15 protein-coding genes and 1 pseudogene are annotated in these 19,542 nt (G+C 62.9%); 9 read left to right on the plus strand and 7 right to left on the minus strand.

What is annotated here, in order from left to right; genetic code table 11:
• Window positions 1-100 precede the first annotated feature (100 nt).
• Window positions 101-670: an elongation factor P gene (gene efp, locus FJW06_RS11835; RefSeq protein WP_140751768.1), complete on the plus strand. Its 570-nt coding sequence runs from the start codon at window positions 101-103 to the stop codon at window positions 668-670.
• Window positions 671-752: 82 nt separating this feature from the next.
• Here the strand turns inward: efp and FJW06_RS11840 are convergent, their stop codons facing one another.
• Together FJW06_RS11840 and FJW06_RS11845 are read right to left on the minus strand one after the other, a co-directional pair.
• Window positions 753-1,040 carry a hypothetical protein gene (locus FJW06_RS11840; protein WP_140751770.1) on the minus strand — a complete coding sequence of 96 codons (288 nt, stop codon included), beginning with the start codon at window positions 1,038-1,040 and terminating at the stop codon, window positions 753-755.
• 171 nt (window positions 1,041-1,211) lie between these two features.
• The gene (locus FJW06_RS11845) at window positions 1,212-1,889 is read right to left on the minus strand and encodes a metalloregulator ArsR/SmtB family transcription factor (protein WP_140751772.1); all 678 of its coding nucleotides are present in this window, start codon (window positions 1,887-1,889) and stop codon (window positions 1,212-1,214) included.
• 107 nt (window positions 1,890-1,996) lie between these two features.
• Between FJW06_RS11845 and FJW06_RS11850 the strand changes: the two genes are divergently transcribed.
• The 3 genes from FJW06_RS11850 to FJW06_RS11860 all read left to right on the plus strand — a co-directional run bounded on the left by FJW06_RS11850 (window position 1,997) and on the right by FJW06_RS11860 (window position 5,183).
• Complete coding sequence (locus FJW06_RS11850) at window positions 1,997-2,728, plus strand: MBL fold metallo-hydrolase (protein WP_140751774.1); 732 nt, start codon at window positions 1,997-1,999, stop codon at window positions 2,726-2,728.
• Entirely contained in the window at window positions 2,725-3,987 is a 1,263-nt protein-coding gene (locus FJW06_RS11855; protein ID WP_140751776.1) for an MFS transporter, read from the plus strand. The genes FJW06_RS11850 and FJW06_RS11855 overlap by 4 nt, the downstream gene beginning before the upstream one ends.
• 107 nt (window positions 3,988-4,094) lie before the next feature.
• A complete protein-coding gene (locus FJW06_RS11860; protein WP_140751778.1) occupies window positions 4,095-5,183 on the plus strand; it encodes an acyltransferase family protein in 1,089 nt (362 codons plus the stop codon).
• A 25-nt stretch (window positions 5,184-5,208) separates the two neighbouring features.
• Here FJW06_RS11860 and FJW06_RS11865 read toward each other — a convergent pair whose 3' ends face one another.
• Both FJW06_RS11865 and FJW06_RS11870 read right to left on the minus strand, forming a co-directional pair.
• Window positions 5,209-5,847, minus strand: a complete 639-nt coding sequence (locus tag FJW06_RS11865) for a DUF5074 domain-containing protein (RefSeq protein WP_140751780.1) — start codon at window positions 5,845-5,847, stop codon at window positions 5,209-5,211.
• A gap of 31 nt (window positions 5,848-5,878) precedes the next feature.
• A complete protein-coding gene (locus FJW06_RS11870; protein WP_140751782.1) occupies window positions 5,879-7,099 on the minus strand; it encodes a helix-turn-helix domain-containing protein in 1,221 nt (406 codons plus the stop codon).
• A gap of 120 nt (window positions 7,100-7,219) precedes the next feature.
• Here FJW06_RS11870 and FJW06_RS11875 point away from each other — a divergent pair, with 120 nt between their 5' ends.
• Entirely contained in the window at window positions 7,220-7,969 is a 750-nt protein-coding gene (locus FJW06_RS11875) for a DUF899 family protein (RefSeq protein ID WP_140751784.1), read from the plus strand.
• Window positions 7,970-8,073: 104 nt separating this feature from the next.
• Window positions 8,074-8,310, plus strand: a complete 237-nt coding sequence (locus FJW06_RS11880) for a hypothetical protein (protein ID WP_140751786.1) — start codon at window positions 8,074-8,076, stop codon at window positions 8,308-8,310.
• A gap of 24 nt (window positions 8,311-8,334) precedes the next feature.
• Here FJW06_RS11880 and FJW06_RS11885 read toward each other — a convergent pair whose 3' ends face one another.
• Window positions 8,335-10,380, minus strand: coding sequence for a response regulator (locus FJW06_RS11885; RefSeq protein ID WP_246674581.1), 2,046 nt, complete (start codon window positions 10,378-10,380; stop codon window positions 8,335-8,337).
• 19 nt (window positions 10,381-10,399) lie between these two features.
• Window positions 10,400-16,096, minus strand: a complete 5,697-nt coding sequence (locus FJW06_RS11890) for a HAMP domain-containing protein (protein ID WP_246674582.1) — start codon at window positions 16,094-16,096, stop codon at window positions 10,400-10,402.
• Window positions 16,097-16,364: 268 nt separating this feature from the next.
• On the opposite strand from FJW06_RS11890, the gene FJW06_RS11895 reads away from it, so the two are divergent.
• Together FJW06_RS11895 and FJW06_RS11900 are read left to right on the plus strand one after the other, a co-directional pair.
• A complete protein-coding gene (locus FJW06_RS11895) occupies window positions 16,365-17,444 on the plus strand; it encodes an aminopeptidase (RefSeq protein WP_140752084.1) in 1,080 nt (359 codons plus the stop codon).
• 57 nt (window positions 17,445-17,501) lie between these two features.
• Window positions 17,502-17,672 carry a hypothetical protein gene (locus tag FJW06_RS11900; protein ID WP_246674583.1) on the plus strand — a complete coding sequence of 57 codons (171 nt, stop codon included), beginning with the start codon at window positions 17,502-17,504 and terminating at the stop codon, window positions 17,670-17,672.
• Between the two features lie 26 nt (window positions 17,673-17,698).
• Here FJW06_RS11900 and FJW06_RS11905 read toward each other — a convergent pair whose 3' ends face one another.
• Window positions 17,699-18,655, minus strand: a complete 957-nt coding sequence (locus FJW06_RS11905) for an AraC family transcriptional regulator (RefSeq protein WP_246674584.1) — start codon at window positions 18,653-18,655, stop codon at window positions 17,699-17,701.
• Between the two features lie 51 nt (window positions 18,656-18,706).
• Between FJW06_RS11905 and FJW06_RS11910 the strand changes: the two are divergent.
• Window positions 18,707-19,535: pseudogene (locus FJW06_RS11910) on the plus strand (oxidoreductase).
• The last annotated feature ends 7 nt before the right edge of the window (window positions 19,536-19,542 follow it).

The raw sequence follows: 19,542 nt of genomic DNA on the forward strand, positions 1-19,542 counted from the left end.
GTTCGGCGCAAGATGCGCTAGGGCGCACGCGATGGCCGCCGTCGCCGCTTCGCGGAAATCGACGCTTGCAGGCCGAAAAACTCGAACGGGATCGAATATCGTGGTCAAGGTCATCGCCAGTTCCTTACGCAAAGGCAACGTCGTCGATAAGGACGGCAAGCTCTATGTCATCCTCTTTGCCGAAAACATCCACCCTGGCAAGGGCACGCCGGTGACCCAGCTCGACATGCGCCGCATCGGCGACGGAGTGAAAATCTCGGAGCGCTACCGCACGACCGAAATGGTCGAGCGCGCCTATGTCGAGGAACGCGAGCACACCTTCCTCTATTCCGATGGCGAAGGTTTTCATTTCATGAACCCGGAAAGCTACGACCAGGTCGTGGCTTCCGAAGCCGTGGTCGGCGATATGGCGCCCTATCTGCAGGAAGGCATGGCCGTGCAACTCGCGCAGTTCAACGGTGTGCCAATTTCGCTGACGCTGCCGCAGCGCGCCGTCTTCGAGGTGGTGGAAACCGAACCGGTCACCAAGGGCCAGACGGCGTCTTCCTCCTATAAACCCGCCGTGCTCTCCAACGGCGTGCGCACCGCCGTGCCGCCGCACATCTCCGCCGGCACGCGCATCGTGGTGATGACCGCCGACGGCTCGTATGTCGAGCGCGCCAAGGACTGAGATTTGGGGCAGAACGCAGCTCACCTGCGACCCGGCAGGCCTGCCGGGTCGGTCGATGCACGCCTGATGTCAGGCAGGCTGCTTAGCCGCCCATCTTCTTTGCCATAGCGCAAAATTCGGCGTGCGATTTGTTAAGAGTCGTATCGCCGCAGTCCTTCAATACCGCGGTGCGTTCGTCAGGTTTCATCGACATCCATGCCGTTTTAAAGTCGGCGTCACTTCTGAGAGTTTTCATCCCAGCGTCGGTGAAAAACGGCGCCATCTTGGCCGGATCGTCGAGCGCCGAGGTACCAGATGTCGAGCCCGCTATCGCGGCCCCAGTCAGCATTGTGAAGGCCATCGCGTTCAGTGCAAGTAGCTTGAGTTTCATTTTCGCATCCTCCTTACGGCCGTTTTAGGCCACGTCGAAGAAAACGTTTGTTGGCAACGCGGGTTCCGGCGGGCTCTTCGTCCGCGTTGCCGTCAATCTCGGCGGCGGTATCCGAGACGGTGCAATTGGCGCTTAGTGGCCTTTGCGCTGGGAAGCATTCTGCCCGCCTACTTAGCCGCAATATCGGCCAACCACTTCCACCGGCAGGCCGGCGGCTTTCCATTCCGGCATGCCGTCCTCCAGCCGGCGCGCGGAATGCCCGAGCGAGCGCAGCGTCGCGACCGCCTCGAAGGACATCACGCACCACGGGCCGCGGCAATAGGCGACGATTTCACGGCCGACAGCGGCATCGGCCGACCAGGCCTTGATTTCTCCCAGCGGCACATTGATGGCGCCGGACACATGGCCGAGCGCGAACTCGTCCGCCGGGCGGACGTCGATCACCGTCACAAGGCCATCGCGCATCAGCCTCTGAAGCTCATGGCGCGTGACCGGTCGCATATCGTCGCGCGCGTCGAAATAGCCGCGCACAATGCGGTCGACCTCCGCAAGCTGCCGCTCGGCGACGCCGCGCACGGCGGCGAAGGCGGAAAGCACGCTCGCATCGGCGAGCGAATAGCGCACGAATTTTCCATCGCGCTCGGCCGAGACGATGCCGGCGCGGCGCAGCGCCTGCAGATGTTGGGAGATGTTGGCGACCGGCTGGCCAAGCTTCGCGGCGAGCGCCTCGACGCTGCGCGCCCCTTGCGCGATGTGCTCGATCAACTCCAAGCGCAGCGGGTGGCCGAGCGCCCTGGCAACGATCGCGAACTGTTCGTAGAGCGCCTGTTTCGGATTGCGGATTGACATCGACCTTTCTGCCGTCATTCAATGGAGTAATTGAATGACGGTTTCGACCATTGCTGTCAAGCGAAGCGGCTTGCCAGCGGCGCAGCTGCTCGTTCGGAGGGAAAGCGATGATACTCAGGCAATTCCTGCACACCGACCCGGTTGCCGTATCCTATCTGTTCGGCTGCGGCGGCAAGGCGTGCGCGGCAGTCGTCGATCCGATCGGCGACATCGCGCCCTATATCGAGGCGGCGCGCGCGACAGGCATGCGCATCCTCTATGTCGTCGACACGCACATCCATGCCGACCATATCTCGGCGGGACGCGCGCTGGCCGAAGCGACCGGCGCCGAATACGTGCTGTTCGAAGGTGCTGCAGCCGACTTCCCGTTCCGGCGCGTCAAGGACGGCGAGGTGCTGGAGCTCGGCAACGTGACGGCGACGGTGATGCACACGCCTGGCCACACGCCGGAGCATCTGAGCCTTCTGGTCACCGACCGGACGCGATCGAGCGAACCCTGGTTCGTGTTCACCGGGCACACGCTGATGGTCGGCGATCTCGGTCGCACCGAGCTTGCTTCAAGCGTGGAGGACGGGGCGCGTGCGCTCTATGCCAGCGTGCGGCGGCTAAAAGAACTGGCGGATCACATCGAGGTGCTGCCCGGCGCCTATTCGGGCTCGGTCTGTGGTCGTTCGCTGAGCGGCAAGCCGACATCGACCATCGGCTTCGAGCGGCGCTTCAACAAGGTCTTCCGGATCGAGGACGAGGGTGAGTTCGTCGCCGCCATGACCGCCGACATTCCTCCCCCGCCGCCGGAGGCTGCCCGGACCCGGGCGCTCAACGCCGGAGCGAAACCTTGAGCACAGCGGCGTCCGCCGTCGCGCTCGGCCTCAAGGCCAACTGGAAGCAATTTTCGCTCCTGGTGCTGATCAACGCCTTTGTCGGCGGCATGGTCGGCATCGAACGGACCGTCGTGCCGCTGATTGGCGCGGAGGAATTCGGCGTCGCGTCGACCACATTGGTCGTGTCCTTTATCGTCAGCTTCGGCGTGGTCAAGGCCTGCGCCAACCTCGTCTCCGGCCAGCTTGCCGACAGATGGGGCCGCAAGCGCGTGCTGACCCTCGGCTGGCTGTTCGGCCTGCCGGTGCCGTTCATCATCATCTGGGCGCCGAGCTGGGGCTGGATCGTCGCCGCCAACGCGCTGCTCGGCATCAACCAGGGCTTCGCCTGGTCGATGACAGTGATCATGAAGGTCGACCTGGTCGGACCGAAATCGCGCGGGCTCGCCGTCGGCCTCAACGAGTTCGCCGGCTACCTCGCCGTCGGCGTCACGGCATTCCTCACCGGCTATCTGGCGAGCCGTTACGGGCTGCGCCCGGTGCCGATCTATCTCGGCGTCGGCTATGCGGTTCTGGGTGCGGCGCTGTCGATCCTGCTCGTGCGCGACACGCGCGAGCATGTGCGGCTGGAGCTGGCCAATCATCCAAAACAGGCTTCGCCGCTCAGCTTCCGCGAGATCTTCATGCTGACCTCGTTCGGCGATCGCAATCTGTTCGCAGCCTCGCAGGCCGGCCTGGTCAACAACCTGAATGACGGCATGAGCTGGGGGCTGTTCCCGCTCTTCTTCGTCGCCAATGGGCTCGGCGTCGAGCGCATCGGCATCCTCAAGGCGGTCTATCCGGCGGTGTGGGGCATCCTTCAGGTCGCCACCGGGCCGTTGAGCGACCGCTGGGGCCGCAAGGGGCTGATCGTCGCCGGCATGTGGGCGCAGGCAGCCGGGCTCCTCTTGACCGCCATGACGCGCGATTTCGGCTGGTGGCTGCTGGCGAGCCTTTTGCTCGGCCTCGGCACCGCCATGGTCTATCCGAGCCTGATCGCCGCGGTGTCGGACGCCTCGCATCCCTCCTGGCGGGCACGCGCGCTCAGCGTCTATCGCTTCTGGCGCGACCTCGGCTACGCGATCGGTGCGCTGTCCGCCGGCCTGATCGCGGATTTCTTCGGCTTCGCCGCGGCGATCTTGGCCATTGCCGCATTGACCTTCCTGTCGGGCGCGATCGTCGCGGTGACGATGCGCGAGCCGCGTTCTGCCGCCGTGGCTCCGACATCGGCCGATCGTTGAGGCCGCCTCCGGAACGAGGGCCGCGTTTACGTTAATGGAAGCTTGATGCTGCGCGGGACGTGCCGGTCCGCTACAGTCTGGACAGGTAAATTTCCTCGAGATCGTTCATGACCAACCCGAACCGTATGCCGTGGGTAGACACGGCAAAAGGCCTTTCCATCATCCTGGTGGTGATGATGTACTCGGCCTACAACACCGGCGAATATACCGGCGGCGTCGGTTTCCTGCATTATGTCATCGGCTTCGCGACGCCCTTCCGCATGCCGGAATTCTTTTTGATCTCGGGCCTGTTCCTGTCGCAGGTGATAGACCGGCCGTGGCGGCGCTATGTCGACCGGCGCGTCGTCCACTACCTCTATTTCTACGTGCTTTGGGCGGTCATCTCGATCGGGCTGAAGATCGGCATCTTCAGTGGCGATCCCGCCGGCATGTTGCACGACCTCGCAATGGCGGTCGTCCAGCCCTATGGCGTGTTGTGGTTCATCTACATGCTTGCGGTTTTCGGCATCGCCATCCGCGTGCTGCGCGAGCTTCGCGTGCCGCACTGGATCGTCATCTTGGCTGCCGCCGCGCTGCAGATGTGGGCGCCGAAGCCGGACAGCTACGCACTCGAGCAGTTCGCGGCCTATTTCGTGTTCTTCTATCTCGGCTTCGTGCTGGCGCCGCTGATCTTCCGGCTGGTCGAATGGACGCAGGCTCGTCCGGTGATCGCCGTTGCCGGCCTGCTCGCCTGGGCGTTGGTCAACGGCCTGCTCGTCTATTCGCCGGGCTATGCCATGCAGCCGGTCGGCATGCAGATGGGCCTGGCGGCATGGCCGCCGCTGCATCTTACGCTCGCCGTCGCCGGCGCGGTGGCACTGTGCGTGGCCGGCGGTTTCCTGTCGAAATTCGCCTCGATGGAGTGGCTACGCTGGCTCGGCGAGCATTCACTGGTCGTCTATGTCGCTTTCACCATCCCGATGTCGATCTTCCGGGGCGTCATGCTCGCAAGCGGCCTTCTGACCGACACCGGCATGCTGAGCCTGGCAGTGCTGCTCGTCTCGGTCATCAGCCCGGTGGTGCTCTATTTCATCGTCAAGCGCATCGGCTTCGGCACCTTCCTGTTCGAGCGGCCAGCCTGGGCGCATGTCGACCGGCCGAACGCCGCGAAGGCTTCGAACAAGCCCATGACGCGGCCGGCGCGCGAGGCAGCCTGACCCGGCCGCCCCTTCCGCCGGTCCGTTACTTGCCGCCGTGTCCCGGACGCTTTGCGGCCTTGATCTTGCCGCTGCTCCCGCCACCGCAGAAGAAGCAGCCGCCGCCGTCCGATTCCAGCCCCGACACGCCGGAAGGCATCGCCAGCTCCTGCAGCACGCCGCCCGTGTCGGGATCGACGCGCACCAGATCGCCCTCCTCACTCTCCCAAGTGGCGTGCCAGAGCTCGCCATCGACCCAGGTGACGCCGGTAACGACGCGCTTCGATTCGATCGTGCGGATCACCTTGCCCGTTTCGGGATCGATCTGATGGATCTTATGTGCCCGGTATTCGCCGACCCAGAGCGAACCCTCGGCCCAGGCCATGCCTGAATCGCCCCCGTTGCCGGGAGCAGGAATGGTTGCGATGACCTTGCCGATCTTGGGGTCGACCTTGTGGATGCGATCCTCGGCAATCTGGTAGAGATACTCACCGTCGAAGGCAGTCCCGGCATGCGATGCGACATCGATCGTACGCACGATCTTGCCGCTGTCGGGATCGAGCGCGTTCAACTTGTCGCCACTGGCGAACCAGACATTTTCGCCGTCATAGGTGACTCCATTGACGCGCTCGACGCCGGGGAACGGTCCATATTCACGCAGGATCTCGGCTGCGGCTCGTTTCATTTTCAATCTCCATTCGAACAATGGCCGCAGACTAGTCGGTCGGCAGCGGACCGGGGAGTAACAACACAGTCGGGAATCCGGTCACCGGCGGCATCATCCAGCGTCGCGCCCGGCCCCGGCCGACCGCCTGCACCTTGTTCTGTGCCGACAGCTCTTCCAGCGCCCGCTGCACGGTGCGCGCGCTGGCGCCAAGCGCGATCGCCAGCGCGGAGCTCGACCATGCTTCGCCATCGGTCAGAAAGGCGAGCACCGCGCCATGCTCGTCTTCGACCGGCGGCGCCAGCACGACGACCCCGGAGGCGTTGAGCGGCGTCAACGCAAAGCCGCCGGCGGTCGCATTGATCTCGGCAAGCTCAGCGAGCTCGGCACGCAGCCGCCCCATCTCGACCCTGAGCCGCGCGCGATGCGATTCATCGGCATGCTTCGCCCGGAAGGCGCGCTTAAGCAGCCTCTCGCGCGATGCGTCAGCCGGCCACGCCTCGGCAAGCGTGCGCGCCAGCGCGAACAGCACCGGCCGGGTCGCGAGCGAAACCACCGCATCTGCCTCGCGCACGACGTTGCGGCAGGCATCGACGACGAGCGCGCCCGAGGTCAGCAACGCCTCGACTTCGTCGAGCAGGAGCTCTTTCTCCGTCCCGCGCGCGACCAGCCGGCCGACTGGCGTGTTCAGAACCAGGGATGCCGCTTCGACTTCGGCCTTCAATGCCGGGATGTTGGCTTCGTAAGCGGCGAGCGATGCCCGGCCGAATGCCGAGCGCGCCGCCTTCGTCCTGAGGCGTCGCACCGCGATGCCGGCCGCCGCCAGTTCATGGGCGACGCGCGCGACCGGCGGCAACGGCGCCGGATCGAAGTCCGAAAGCAGGCGCTCGGCCTCGTCGAGCCGACCGATCAGGATGAGGCGGCGCGCCTCGAGGCTGCCGGCATAGGCGGCGTTCAGCCGATCACCATGTGCCGCAAGCGTTGCGCGGGCGGATCGCAAGGCCCGCTCCGGCCAGCCAAGGTCGCGCGAGACCAGCGCGATCTCGGCCTCGGCGACGACACAGCGGGCGCGGGCGACGGTCTCCCTCGAACTGAAGGCCCTCGCCGCGTCCTTCAGCAGCGCCTTGGCCTTGGCGAAATCGCCGAGCTGCGCCATCGCGATGCCGCGCAGCGCCAGCGCCGGCGCATCGTCGCGCAGCGCGACACGCTTCAAGGCGCCGAGCGGATCGCCCGCGGCAAGCGCGCGGCCGGCGGCGTTGATCAGCGAATCCATGCCGTCGCCCCAGGGTGCGCCGGATCAAATCGCGTCACACTTGTAACTCTCACCATCGAACCATGCGGCCTATGTCTGTCCTCGTCACCCCCAACCAAACCCAAGAACGGGACAAGAGCAATGACCCAACACATGAAGACACCGCCGGTCGTTTCGCAGGAAGCGTGGGAAGGCGCCTATGAAGAGATGCTGGTGAAGGAAAAGGCGCTCACCCGCGCCCGCGACGCTTTGGCCGCCGAGCGCCGCCGTATGCCGTGGATGGAAGTCAAGAAGGACTATGTCTTCGAAGGCCCGAACGGCAAGGCGAGCCTGCTCGACCTGTTCGAAGGCCGCCGCCAGCTCGTCATCTACCGAGCCTTCTTCGAGCCGGGCGTCTATGGCTGGCCCGAACATGCCTGCCGCGGCTGCTCGCTCGGCGCCGACATGGTCGGCAACCTCGCCCATCTCAACGCGCGCGACACCACGCTTGCCTATGCCTCGCGCGCGCCGCAAGCCGACATCCAGCGGCTGAAGAACCGCATGGACTGGAAGATGCCCTGGTACACCATCACCGACAGCTGGGATAAGGATTTCGGCGTCGACGAATGGCACGGCCACAACGTCTTCATCCATGACGGCAAGCGCATCTTCCGCACCTATTTCGTCAACAACCGCGGCGACGAAGCGTTCGGCACCGTCTGGAGCTATCTCGACGTCACCGCGCTCGGCCGGCAAGAGGTGTGGGAGGATTCGCCCGAGGGCTATCCGCAGACCCAGACCTACAAATGGTGGAACTGGCACGACAACTACGAGGAAGGCGCCGCGCCCGACCAGAGGTGGGTCGAGGTGTCGGATGCCGGCGAAGCGGCGTTTCGCAACAAGAACGCCTGAGCCTGAAGCGACTCCGGCGGCCGCGAGCCGCCGGAGCCGATCTCGCCACGCCTTTCCCTCTCTCCGGCGCTTGCAAAACCCGACCGCTTCAGAAGGTGGATATCATGAGCATCGACTCCCCTCGCCCGACCAGTCTGAGCGGCTTCGGCCTCGCCGACTGGCTTTGCCTCGCCGCGGCGCCGACCTTCGCGGCAATGGCCCTGCTGACAGCCGCCTATGGCGGCCACGACATGATGTGCATGTCGGGCGCCTCGCTGCTCGGCGGCATGGCGCCGATGTATCTGTTGATGGCGGCGTTCCATCTTGCGCCATGGCTGCGGCTGGTGGCGAGGCGGGAGTGAAATTGACGATCGCCCGGCTCCGCCTCAGGGGCGGCTATGCCTCCGTCTCGCCATCAGTATGGACTCGACAAGCTCCTGGTCTTTGTAGGGCTTCGCGAGCAAAGCAACATCCGCCGGCAGATCGCCGATTTCCTTGGTGTCGGCATAACCGGTAATGATGATCGCAGGCCAATCCGCCTTCAGGCTGCGCGCAAATCGAATCACGTCCAAGCCTGACACGAGCGGCATGGCGAAATCAGTGACGATTACGTCGAAATCCTGCGGCGCCTTCTCGATCCTGGCCAGTGCCTCGGCCCCGCCGGCGGCGCATGTCACATCGAAGCCGCTTTGCCTCAATGACGCAGCCGTCAACTCGCGCAGCGCATCACTGTCGTCGACCAACAGTATAGACGGCTGGGCGCCGTTGCCGTCAATGCGAGGTTGGCTGACCTGGCGCTGCTCGACCGATCGAGCCGGCTGCTTCAATGATCGTGGCAGCCACAGGTGCATCGCCGTGCCTCGCCCGACAATGCTCTCGATCCGAAGCGTGCCGCCCGACTGCTTCGCAAAGCCGTAGACGGTACTCAAGCCAAGGCCGGTGCCCTTGCCGACGGGTTTCGTCGTGAAGAAGGGCTCTATGACTTTCGACACGATATCGGCCGGAATGCCTGAACCAGTGTCGATGACCGAGACGACGACATAGTCGCCTTGGCCGAGTTCGTCGGAGCGACCGTCGGCCGTATGATTTTCGGCGCGTATGGTGATCGAACCACCCGTGGGCATTGCGTCGCGCGCGTTGAAAACCAGGTTCATGAGGGCGAGTTCGAGTTGGCTTGCGTCCACGAGCACCGGCCAGACTGAGTCATCTATTTGCCACTCGAAACGAACCAGACCGCCGAGCACCGGCGCGACAAGCCCGGTCAGGGTCTCGCCCAGGCCGGCAAGTTGCAAAGGTGCGGGCTTCAGGTGCTGCCGCCGCGAGAAGGCGAGCATGCGATTGATCAGATCGGCGCCTTGTTTGGCTGAGCGCCTTGTAAGGTCGAGCACTTTTTTTCCCTGCTCGTCGAGCGCGGTGCTGCGCTCGAGTAGCCCGAGCCCGCTGAGGATTGCCGCAAGCAGGTTGTTGAAATCATGGGCAAGTCCGCCTGTAAGCTTGCCGATGGCGTCAAGGCGCTGCGCCTTGAGCAGCCTGTCTTCAAGCTCGCGCCGCTCGGTTATGTCGAGCAAGGTGCCGACGATCTCGTCGGAACCTTCCAGGGGATCATGCGAAAAGATCCCCTGATCCAGAAAGGTCCGATATTTGCCATCGGCGCATTGCCAACGGAATTCGCAACTGTACGAGCCAGCCGCCTTGGCGCCGAGGAGAGCGGCCTCGACATCCGGCAAGTCGTCAGGATGCACACGGCTGAGGCCAAAACCTGGTTCGGACGTCAGCCGCTCGGCCGAAAATCCCGTCAACCGCTCGATACCGTTGGTGACGAAGCGAGCGTCGAACGGCGGCTCCGGCGATCGGGCATGAAAGCAAATCGGAACTGACTGCAGGATCGCTTCCTGACGCTGCTCGGCGACACGCAAGGCTCGCTCCGCTTCGAGTCTTGACTTGTGAGATTCGAGGGCCTGCTCCAGCAGCGTCTGCTCCACGATCGCCTTGCGCCGGATTTCAAGGGTCTTCTCGTGCAGTTCGACGAACACGGCCACCTTCGAACGCAGCATGGCTGAATCGAAGGGCTTGAAGACGAAATCAACCGCACCGGCATCGTAGCCGCGCAGCATATGCGCTTCTTCCTTGTTGATCGCAGTCAGGAAGATGATCGGAGTACGCCTCGACTGCTCCCGTCGGCGGATCAATGAGGCGGTCTCGTATCCATCCAATCCCGGCATCAGCACGTCCAGAAGGATAACGGCGAACTCTTCCTTCAGAAGAAACCGCAATGCCTCCTCGCCGGATTGTGCGCAGACAACCTCGCCCACTCCAGCCAGGACTTCGCTGATCGCCAGGAGATTGCGATCGTCATCATCAACGGCGAGGATGCGCGCGCCTTGCGCCACCTCCGACAGGGCTGCACGATGCTCGGTTTTGGTCTTCAGCATCCTTTGCATTGCCGACCCGTCACATGACCGCCACGAGCTTCTCTGACGGGTGGGCGTGCTGTCTCGATCGACCGATCCAGACCCGGAGCAGCGCGAGCAAAAGGTCAAGATCCACAGGCTTTGCTATGTAGTCCGAGGCGCCAGCATCAAGGCACTTTTGCCGGTCGCCCTTCATCGCCTTGGCAGTCACCGAGATCAGGGGGACATGCGCGATTGGCGGCATGCCACGTATCTGCCGCATGGTCTCATAACCGTCCATCTCAGGCATCATGATGTCGATGAGCGCGACGTCCATGTCTGGATTTTGCTCGAGCAGCGCGATGCCGTCGCGACCACGCTCGGCATGCAGAACCTCAATGCCATATGTTTCGAGCACACTGGTCAGCGAATAGATGTTGCGAATGTCGTCGTCGACGATGAGAACTTTGGCGCCGGCAAGATCGGACCCATCCGATCGTTGAGCGGCCGCAGCCCCGTTCGTACGACTATCCCGTGGCAGGGTTGCCGACATCAGCAGCGCCAGCTGGCCAACATTCTCGGCACGGGCAACGTCCGCCAACTCCGGTCTCAGCCCGATCAGTTGCTCCAGCGCCTCCGGATAAGGTGCGAAGAACACAAGCTTGGATGACAGCTTCTCCAGAGAGCCCGCCATATCCTCGATCATCTTGGCATTGTCCTTGCCCGACCTTCCGAAGCCTAGCACGATCGCGTCATACGCATCGAACTCCATCCTCCGCCCGTTTGCGGCGATCCGACCGACAGGCGCGACGGAAGTGACGCCATCGCGAATCGCTTCGACCAAGGCGAGCCGCCGCTCGGGATCGGCATCCACGATCAGGACATTGCGCTGCAGGCGCAACTTGCTCGAATGAATGTCCTCGAACACCTTCACGAGGTCGTCCGACGATACGGGCTTTGTCGAGACGCTGGCGGCGCCATTGCGCAACAGGCCTGCCGTGTCTTCCGCACCCGATATGACATGTATCGGGATGCCCGCGGTCTTGGGGTCGTGCCGCAGAAGGTCGAACAGCACCCAGCCATCTATATCCGAAAGGCCGAGATCCAGGGTGATCGCATCCGGGACCAATTTTCTTGCCAGCGCCACCGTCCCGGAACCCGCCGTGGACAGGACGCCCTTGAGGCCCGCGGAGCGAGCCATGCCCAGCAGCAGCCCGGCAAAGGTGGGGTCATCCTCAATGATCAGCACGACCCGGTCTTCGGGAGAGAGCGCATCCCGATCGTCGATCAGTTCGGGAACCGAAGCACCGGCCGCGGGGGCCATCACGTCCTGTTCGACGATGACGGGCTGCGAAACCGCCCGCGGACCTTCGATGGGGATGATGAGCGTGAATGTGGAACCCTTGCCGGGCGTGCTCTCCACTCTCAGTTCGCCTCCCAGCAGCCGCGCGATCTCACGGCTGATGGAAAGGCCGAGCCCGGTACCGCCATATTTTCGGCTGGTGGTGCCGTCGGCCTGTTGGAAAGCCTCGAAAATCAGCTTCTGCTTGTCCTCGGGAATGCCGATGCCGGTATCCGTGACCGCGATGGCCACCGCCTTGGGCGCCTGGACACCATTGCGCCGCGTGATCTTCTCGGGCCTGAAGGTGAGGCTGACCTTACCGGTCGACGTGAATTTGAACGCGTTCGACAACAGATTGAGCACGATTTGCTGTAGCCGCTTTTCGTCGGTGCGGACGGTCTCAGGAAGTCCGGGATCAAGTTCGATGGTGAAGCCCAGCCCCTTATCGGCAGCCAACTGACGAAACGTGCGTTCCATGTGCTGGCGAAGATGCGCCAGCGGCATGTCGTTGATCTCGACGGAAACGGTGCCTGACTCGATCTTGGACAGATCGAGAATGTCGTTGATAAGGCTGAGCAGGTCGGTCCCGGCCGAATTGATGGTTCGGGCAAACTCGACTTGCTTGTCGTTGAGATTGCCCTGCTGGTTGCTGGCCAGCAGATTCGACAGGATGAGCAGCGAGTTGAGCGGTGTGCGCAGCTCGTGGCTCATATTGGCCAGAAATTCGGATTTGTACTTGGAGGTCAGCGCGAGCTGTTCGGCCTTCTCCTCGAGCGCCCGCCGAGCCATTTCGATTTCGAGATTCTTGTTCTCCACCTGCTTCTTTTCGTTTTCGAGCAGTTGCGCCTTTTCCTGCAGCTCTTCATTGGTGGCGTGCAGTTCCTCCTGCTTCTTCGTCAGTTCCGTCTGCCGCGCCTGCAGTTCGGAGGTCAGAAGCTGCGACTGTTTGAGCAGACCTTCGGTGCGCATCGTGGCCGCGATGGTGTTGAGCACGATGCCGACGGATTCCATCAGCTGATTGAGGAAGGACTGGTGCGTGTCGCGAAATTCACTGAAGGAGGCAAGCTCGATCACCGCCTTGACCTCGTCTTCGAAGAGCGCGGGCAGGATGATGACATTGGCCGGCGCGGCGCTGCCGAGGCCGGTTGTAATGCGCAGGAAGTCCGGCGGCACATTGTCGAGGACGATCGCACGCTTGTCGGCAGCGCTTTGGCCGATAAGGCCCTCGCGCAGGTCAAGCCGCTGTTTCATCGAGCCCTTGCTTTCGGCGCCATAGGATGCCGCGAGCTCGAGATAGGACTCGTCTTCTTCCCGATTGGTTACATAAAATACGCCGTATTGCGCGTTCACCAGCGGCGCCAGCTCCGACATGATCAGACGCGACACCGTAGCCAGATCGCGCTCGCCCTGCAGCATGCGTGAGAAACGCGCCAGATTGGTCTTCAGCCAATCCTGTTCGGCATTCTTGAGCGTCTGATCCTTGAGGTTGCGGATCATCTCGTTGATGTTGTCCTTGAGCGCCGCCACCTCGCCTGACGCCTGGACGCTGATCGAGCGCGTCAGATCACCCTTGGTCACCGCGGTCGAGACTTCCGCGATGGCACGCACCTGGGTCGTGAGATTGGCTGCGAGCTGATTGACATTGTCCGTCAGGTCGCGCCAGAGCCCGGCCGCGCCCGGCACACGAGCCTGGCCGCCAAGCTTGCCTTCGATACCGACCTCACGCGCGACGTTGGTCACCTGGTCGGCAAAGGTGGCGAGCGTCTCGATCATGCCGTTGATGGTATCGGCCAGCGAGGCGATTTCGCCCTTGGCATCGACGGTAAGCTTGCGGCGCAGATTTCCCTGCGCCACTGCGGTCACGACATCGGCGATGCCGCGCACCTGGTTGGTAAGGTTGGTGGCCATCAGGTTGACGTTGTCGGTCAAGTCCTTCCAGGTGCCGGCAACGCCCTCGACGCGAGCCTGGCCGCCGAGCTTGCCCTCGGTGCCGACCTCGCGCGCCACGCGCGTCACCTCCCCGGCGAAAGAGTTCAGCTGATCGACCATGGTGTTGATCGTCGACTTCAGCTCCAGGATCTCGCCCTTGACGTCCACCGTGATCTTTTTCGACAGATCGCCGCGTGCGACGGCGGTGGTCACCTCGGCGATATTACGCACCTGGCCGGTGAGATTTTCGGCCATGGAATTCACGTTATCGGTGAGGTCTTTCCAGGTGCCGGCGACGCCGCGGACCTGGGCCTGGCCACCCAATTTGCCCTCGGTGCCGACCTCGCGGGCGACGCGGGTCACCTCTCCGGCGAATGAGTTCAACTGGTCGACCATGGTGTTGATCGTCGACTTCAACTCCAGAATTTCGCCTTTGACGTCGACCGTGATCTTCTTGGAAAGATCGCCAAGCGCGACGGCAGTGGTCACTTCGGCGATGTTGCGCACCTGGCCGGTCAAATTCGCGGCCATGGCATTCACATTGTCGGTCAGGTCCTTCCACGTACCGGCCACACCACGCACCTGCGCCTGCCCACCCAGCTTGCCGTCCGAGCCGACCTCGCGCGCAACGCGCGTCACTTCCGACGCAAACGAGTTGAGCTGATCCACCATCGTATTGATGACGTCCTTGATCTGCAGGATCTCGCCCAGAGCGTCGACCGTGATCTTTTGCGTCAAGTCGCCGGTGGCGATCGCGGTCGCGACCTTGGAGACGTCACGCAACTGCACCGTGAGATTGCCGGCCATGGCATTCACATTGTCGGTCAAATCCTTCCAGGTGCCGCCGACGCCTTCGACATGCGCTTGGCCGCCGAGCTTACCCTCCGAGCCGACTTCGCGCGCCACGCGCGTCACTTCCGAGGCGAAGGAATTGAGCTGATCCACCATCGTGTTGACGGTGTCCTTCAGTTCCAGAATTTCGCCCTTGACGTCGACCGTGATCTTCTTCGACAGGTCGCCGCGCGCGACGGCTGTGGTCACCTCGGCGATGTTGCGCACCTGGCCCGTAAGGTTGGCAGCCATCAGGTTGACGCTGTCGGTCAGGTCCTTCCAGGTACCGCCGACGCCCTTCACGTCGGCTTGGCCGCCAAGCTTGCCTTCGGTGCCCACCTCGCGGGCAACGCGCGTCACCTCGGACGCAAAGGAATTGAGCTGGTCCACCATGGTGTTGATGGTGTCCTTGAGCTCCAGGATCTCGCCCTGAACGGCCACCGTGATTTTCTTCGACAGATCGCCCGACGCGACCGCCGTCGTCACTTCGGCGATGTTGCGAACCTGTCCGGTCAGGTTTTCCGCCATCGAGTTCACATTGTCCGTCAGATCCTTCCATGTGCCGGCGACACCACGCACCTGGGCCTGACCGCCCAGCTTGCCCTCGGAACCGACCTCGCGCGCCACGCGAGTGACTTCCGAGGCGAAGGAATTGAGCTGGTCCACCATCGTGTTGATGGTGTTCTTCAGTTCGAGAATTTCGCCCTTCACATCGACGGTGATCTTTTTCGAAAGGTCGCCGAGCGCAACGGCCGTCGTGACCTCGGCGATGTTGCGGACCTGACCCGTCAGGTTCTCGGCCATCGAGTTCACGTTGTCGGTAAGGTCTTTCCAGGTGCCGCCGACCCCCTCGACGCGTGCCTGACCGCCGAGCTTGCCTTCGGTGCCGACCTCGCGCGCCACACGGGTCACTTCCGAGGCGAAGGAATTGAGCTGGTCCACCATAGTGTTGATGGTGTTCTTCAGCTCCAGGATCTCGCCTTTCACGTCGACGGTAATTTTCTTCGACAGGTCGCCCGAGGCGACGGCAGTGGTAACTTCGGCGATGTTGCGGACCTGCCCAGTGAGATTGGTCGCCATGGCATTGACGTTGTCGGTCAGGTCTTTCCAGGTGCCGGCCACGCCCTTCACGCGCGCCTGGCCGCCGAGCTTGCCTTCGGTGCCCACCTCGCGGGCGACGCGTGTCACCTCCGAAGCGAAGGACCCCAATTGCCCGACCATCGTGTTGACGACCTTGCCGATACGGAGAAACTCGCCCCGCAGGGGCCGGCCGTCGATCTCCACCATCATGGTTTGCGACAGGTCGCCTTTGGCAACCGCACCAATGACGCGGGCTACTTCCGTCGTCGGCTGAACCATGTCCTCGATCAGATCGTTGACGGAGCGGACGCTTGTTTCCCAACTTCCTGTGGCATTGCGCACATGGCCGCGCTCGCCAATCCGCCCGTCCTTGCCGACCACCCTGCTCAGCCGCTCGAACTCGCGCGTGACCTGATCGTTGATCTCCACGATCTGGTTGAAGGTGTCTGCGATGTCGGAATCGAGCCCCTCATATATATTGTCGATGCGCACAGAGAAGTCGCCTCGTCGGAAGGCCTTGAGCGCATTCAAAATCTGGCGACGGTCCAACTGCGACTTGGATTTCAGCGTACTCACAGCGCCCCCTCACAGCCCTGGTGGATAACGATGACGACTGTCGTGAATAAAAACTGCCCCTCGCGGTACACTACCGCGGGAGGCACAACGCGCGAGCCGTGCTTCGGTTCCATTGCGTTGGGCGGCGGAACATTCGTCAGCACCGCATGGCAAATGGTCGGACCCCGAACGTCGGATCGAAAGTTAGGTTGCAGCGTTCCCTGGTCTTGACGAAGCAGGTCCGCCTGTTTGAGACATGGAGCAAATGGAGACATTCGCTCCATGGGAGATGAACGGCGGTGAGCAGGCTTTGAAGCGCGTTTTTCGATTGCTTGCCGCGGCGATCTTGGTGTTCGGTGTGACCGGGTGCACCAGCATCTCCTATTATGCGCAATCGTTGGAAGGCCATGTCGAGATCATGGCCGCGCGCAAGAATGTCGCGAAGCTGATCCGCGATCCCTCTACGCCCAAGGCGTTGCGCGCCAAGCTGACGTCGGCCAGCGCCATCCGTCGCTTTGCCACGGAAGAGCTGGCGCTGCCCGACAACAGCAGCTACCGCAGCTATGTCGACGTCGGTCGCAACGATGTGACCTTGGCGGTCTTTGCCGCGCCGCAATTCTCGCTCGCGCCGGTAACATGGTGCTTTCCGGTGTTCGGCTGCGTTCCCTACAAGGGTTATTTTTCTCGCAAGGACGCGCTCGAAAATGCCGCTGCGCTGCAGCGACAGGGGCTGGACGTCTATGTGACGGGCATCACAGCCTATTCCACGCTGGGCTGGTTCAGCGACCCGCTGCTCAGCACCATGCTGCGCCAGAACGACACCTATCTCGCAAGCCTCATCTTCCATGAGTTGGCGCATCAGAAGATCTATGTGAATGGCGACTCCGCGTTCAACGAGGCTTTCGCGGTTACCGTCGAAACCACCGGCACGAAGAAATGGCTCGCCGCCACCGGCAATCGCGCCGGATTGCGCAGCTACGAAATCGATCGCAAGCGCAAGGCAGATTTTCTCGGATTGATAGCGAAAACCCGGGACGAGCTGAGGCAGGTCTATGGAAGTCCGCGTGGCCCGGAGCAGATGGCTGCCGCCAAAGCCGCCACGATCGACAGGCTGCGGATGCGCTACCGGCAGATGCGCGACAAGCGCTGGGGTGGATATCGCGGATACGACGCCTGGTTCGATAGTCCGATCAACAACGCGAAGTTGGCAGCGACCGCCGTCTACGGCGAAGAGGTTCCAGCGTTCCTTCGCTTGTTCGACTTGTGCTCAGGCGACTATCCGAGGTTCTACGCTTCTGTTCGACGGATCGGGAATCTGCCCGCGCCTTCCCGCGCCGAAGCGCTCAGGACCGTAGCTGCATGTCATTGACGATGTAAGGGATTCCGGGGGCGCGCCGACGGCGACGCATGGTTCGCCAAGTGGCGCATGCGTCTGCCCGACGAGCACCTGCACCACTTCGACCGTGACTCGCTGGTGGCGCGGCTGGTGCATAGCGGCTTCGAATGCGTGACGCTGAACTGTTTCGAAGACGGGATCAGGCTGCGGCCCGGAGAAGCGGGCCCGAACATTCTGTCGGGTTTCTTCAGGAGGACTTAGGCCCCCGGTCGAGCGCCAATGGCAGACTATTCCACCCAGGCAAGATCGCCCAGGTGGCGACGGACCCAGTTCATTTCTTCAGAAGCCGTGCGTCCGAAATGCCGCTTGAAGTCGCGGCTGAACTGAGCCGCGCTCTGATAGCCGACGGAAGCCGCGGCCTGAGCGATCGTGCCCTTGCGCGCCATCATCAGTCTTGCCTCGTGGAGCCGCATCGCCTTCACATACTGCATCGGGCTGCTTCCGGTCATCTCCTTGAAATGAACGTGATAGGAAGGCACGCTCATGCCTGCTTCTCCCGCCAGATCGGCGACCGAGATTTCGGAGCTGTAGTTTTCCCGCAGCCATGCGAGGCTCCGCACGATCCTTCCCGACCTGCCCCTTTGCAGCAAGGCCGCGGTCATCGCGCCGCCTTGCGGGCCAATCAGGACCCGGTAATGCAGCTCGCGCAGAAGGCTTGATCCAAGAATGGCGGTCTCGACAGGGTCGCGAAGGGCCTTCAGCAGGCGCAGCAGGACATCCTCGATGTCGGGCCCGATCTTGCTCGATACGAGACTTCGCGGCCTGTCGCTTCCCACAATGGAACGCGTCTCCAGCCGCGCGGCGATGTCCGCCGCCAGCCGCATGTCGAATTCGACATAGACCGCAAGCAGCGGGCGATCGGGGCTGGCCGTCGACTCCATTCGAAACGGCACAGGCACCGACACCGCCAGATAATGCTCTTCATCGTACAGGTAGACCTCCCGCTCGAGCATGCCTCGCTTGCTCCCCTGCAGGACGAACACCGCGCCCGGCTCATAAAGCACGGGGACGTCATGGAACACGGCCTCCGTCCGGAGCACCCGCACGCTCTCGATCGCGGTCGCGTTGTATCCAATGCGTTCGGCGAGAGTTCCGGCGAGATCGACAAGGTCCCGCCTTCGCCCGGCGTCCGTTCCAATAGGATTTGGCAAGTCATTCATATGAATCGCAATCGATGATGCCATCGCCGCATACTATTTGCCAAGGCGCACTCCATCAATGAAGGACCGCAGACCATGGCTAAAAAGACCTTTTTCATCACCGGCGCCAATTCCGGCTTTGGCCTCGCCATCGCTTCCGCCGCCATCCAGGCGGGCCATACGGTCGTTGGCACCGTCCGGTCCGAGACGTCGCGCGCGGCACTTCGAAGATCCCTCTCCGCGATCCGGACCGTCATCTGCGATGTCACGGAGTTCGATCGCGTGCCGGACGTCGTCGCGCAGGCAGAGGAAGAGCACGGGCCTGTCGACGTCCTGATCAACAATGCCGGCTACGGCCATGAGGGCGTGCTTGAAGAGTCGCCGCTAGAAGAGATGCGGCGTCAGTTCGACGTGAACGTCTTCGGTGCCGTCGCGGTCGCCAAGGCGTTTCTTCCCAGGTTTCGCGAGCGGCGCCGGGGCTTCATCGTCAATGTCACGTCGATGGGCGGCATGATCACGATGCCGGGCATTGCTTACTACTGCGGCAGCAAGTTCGCGCTCCAGGGCATATCGGAGGTGATGCGTTCGGAAATGGCCCCGTTCGGCGTTCGCGTTACGGCGGTATGCCCCGGCTCCTTTCGGACGGACTGGGCCGGGCGCTCCATGGTCCCGGACCGAAAGGTCCATCTCGGATTACGATGCGCTGTTCGATCCGATCCGGGAGGCCCGGCAGGCGAAAAACGGCAAACAGCTTGGCGATTCCGACAAGCTTGCGAAGGCCGTATTGGCTTTGGTGGAATCCGAAGCCCCGCCGCCGCAACTCCTGCTTGGCAGCGACGCCCTCAGGCTCGTGTCCGAGCGTATCCAGCGCCTGCAGCAAGAGATCGAAGCCTGGAGGGCCGTAACCATCTCGACCGATGGCTGACAGCATA

This window comes from Mesorhizobium sp. B4-1-3 (assembly GCF_006439355.1).
Classification (GTDB): domain Bacteria; phylum Pseudomonadota; class Alphaproteobacteria; order Rhizobiales; family Rhizobiaceae; genus Mesorhizobium.

Excerpts from the sequence above, each read along its gene's own strand:
- FJW06_RS11895 (WP_140752084.1), top strand. The coding sequence starts at position 16,365 with ATGAACGGCGGTGAGCAGGCTTTGAAGCGCGTTTTTCGATTGCTTGCC.
- FJW06_RS11900 (WP_246674583.1), top strand. The coding sequence starts at position 17,502 with ATGCGTCTGCCCGACGAGCACCTGCACCACTTCGACCGTGACTCGCTG.
- FJW06_RS11880 (WP_140751786.1), top strand. The coding sequence starts at position 8,074 with ATGAGCATCGACTCCCCTCGCCCGACCAGTCTGAGCGGCTTCGGCCTC.
- FJW06_RS11860 (WP_140751778.1), top strand. The coding sequence starts at position 4,095 with ATGACCAACCCGAACCGTATGCCGTGGGTAGACACGGCAAAAGGCCTT.
- FJW06_RS11885 (WP_246674581.1), bottom strand. The coding sequence starts at position 10,380 with ATGCTGAAGACCAAAACCGAGCATCGTGCAGCCCTGTCGGAGGTGGCG.
- FJW06_RS11870 (WP_140751782.1), bottom strand. The coding sequence starts at position 7,099 with ATGGATTCGCTGATCAACGCCGCCGGCCGCGCGCTTGCCGCGGGCGAT.
- FJW06_RS11865 (WP_140751780.1), bottom strand. The coding sequence starts at position 5,847 with ATGAAACGAGCCGCAGCCGAGATCCTGCGTGAATATGGACCGTTCCCC.
- FJW06_RS11875 (WP_140751784.1), top strand. The coding sequence starts at position 7,220 with ATGACCCAACACATGAAGACACCGCCGGTCGTTTCGCAGGAAGCGTGG.
- FJW06_RS11845 (WP_140751772.1), bottom strand. The coding sequence starts at position 1,889 with ATGTCAATCCGCAATCCGAAACAGGCGCTCTACGAACAGTTCGCGATC.
- FJW06_RS11850 (WP_140751774.1), top strand. The coding sequence starts at position 1,997 with ATGATACTCAGGCAATTCCTGCACACCGACCCGGTTGCCGTATCCTAT.
- FJW06_RS11905 (WP_246674584.1), bottom strand. The coding sequence starts at position 18,655 with ATGGCATCATCGATTGCGATTCATATGAATGACTTGCCAAATCCTATT.
- FJW06_RS11840 (WP_140751770.1), bottom strand. The coding sequence starts at position 1,040 with ATGAAACTCAAGCTACTTGCACTGAACGCGATGGCCTTCACAATGCTG.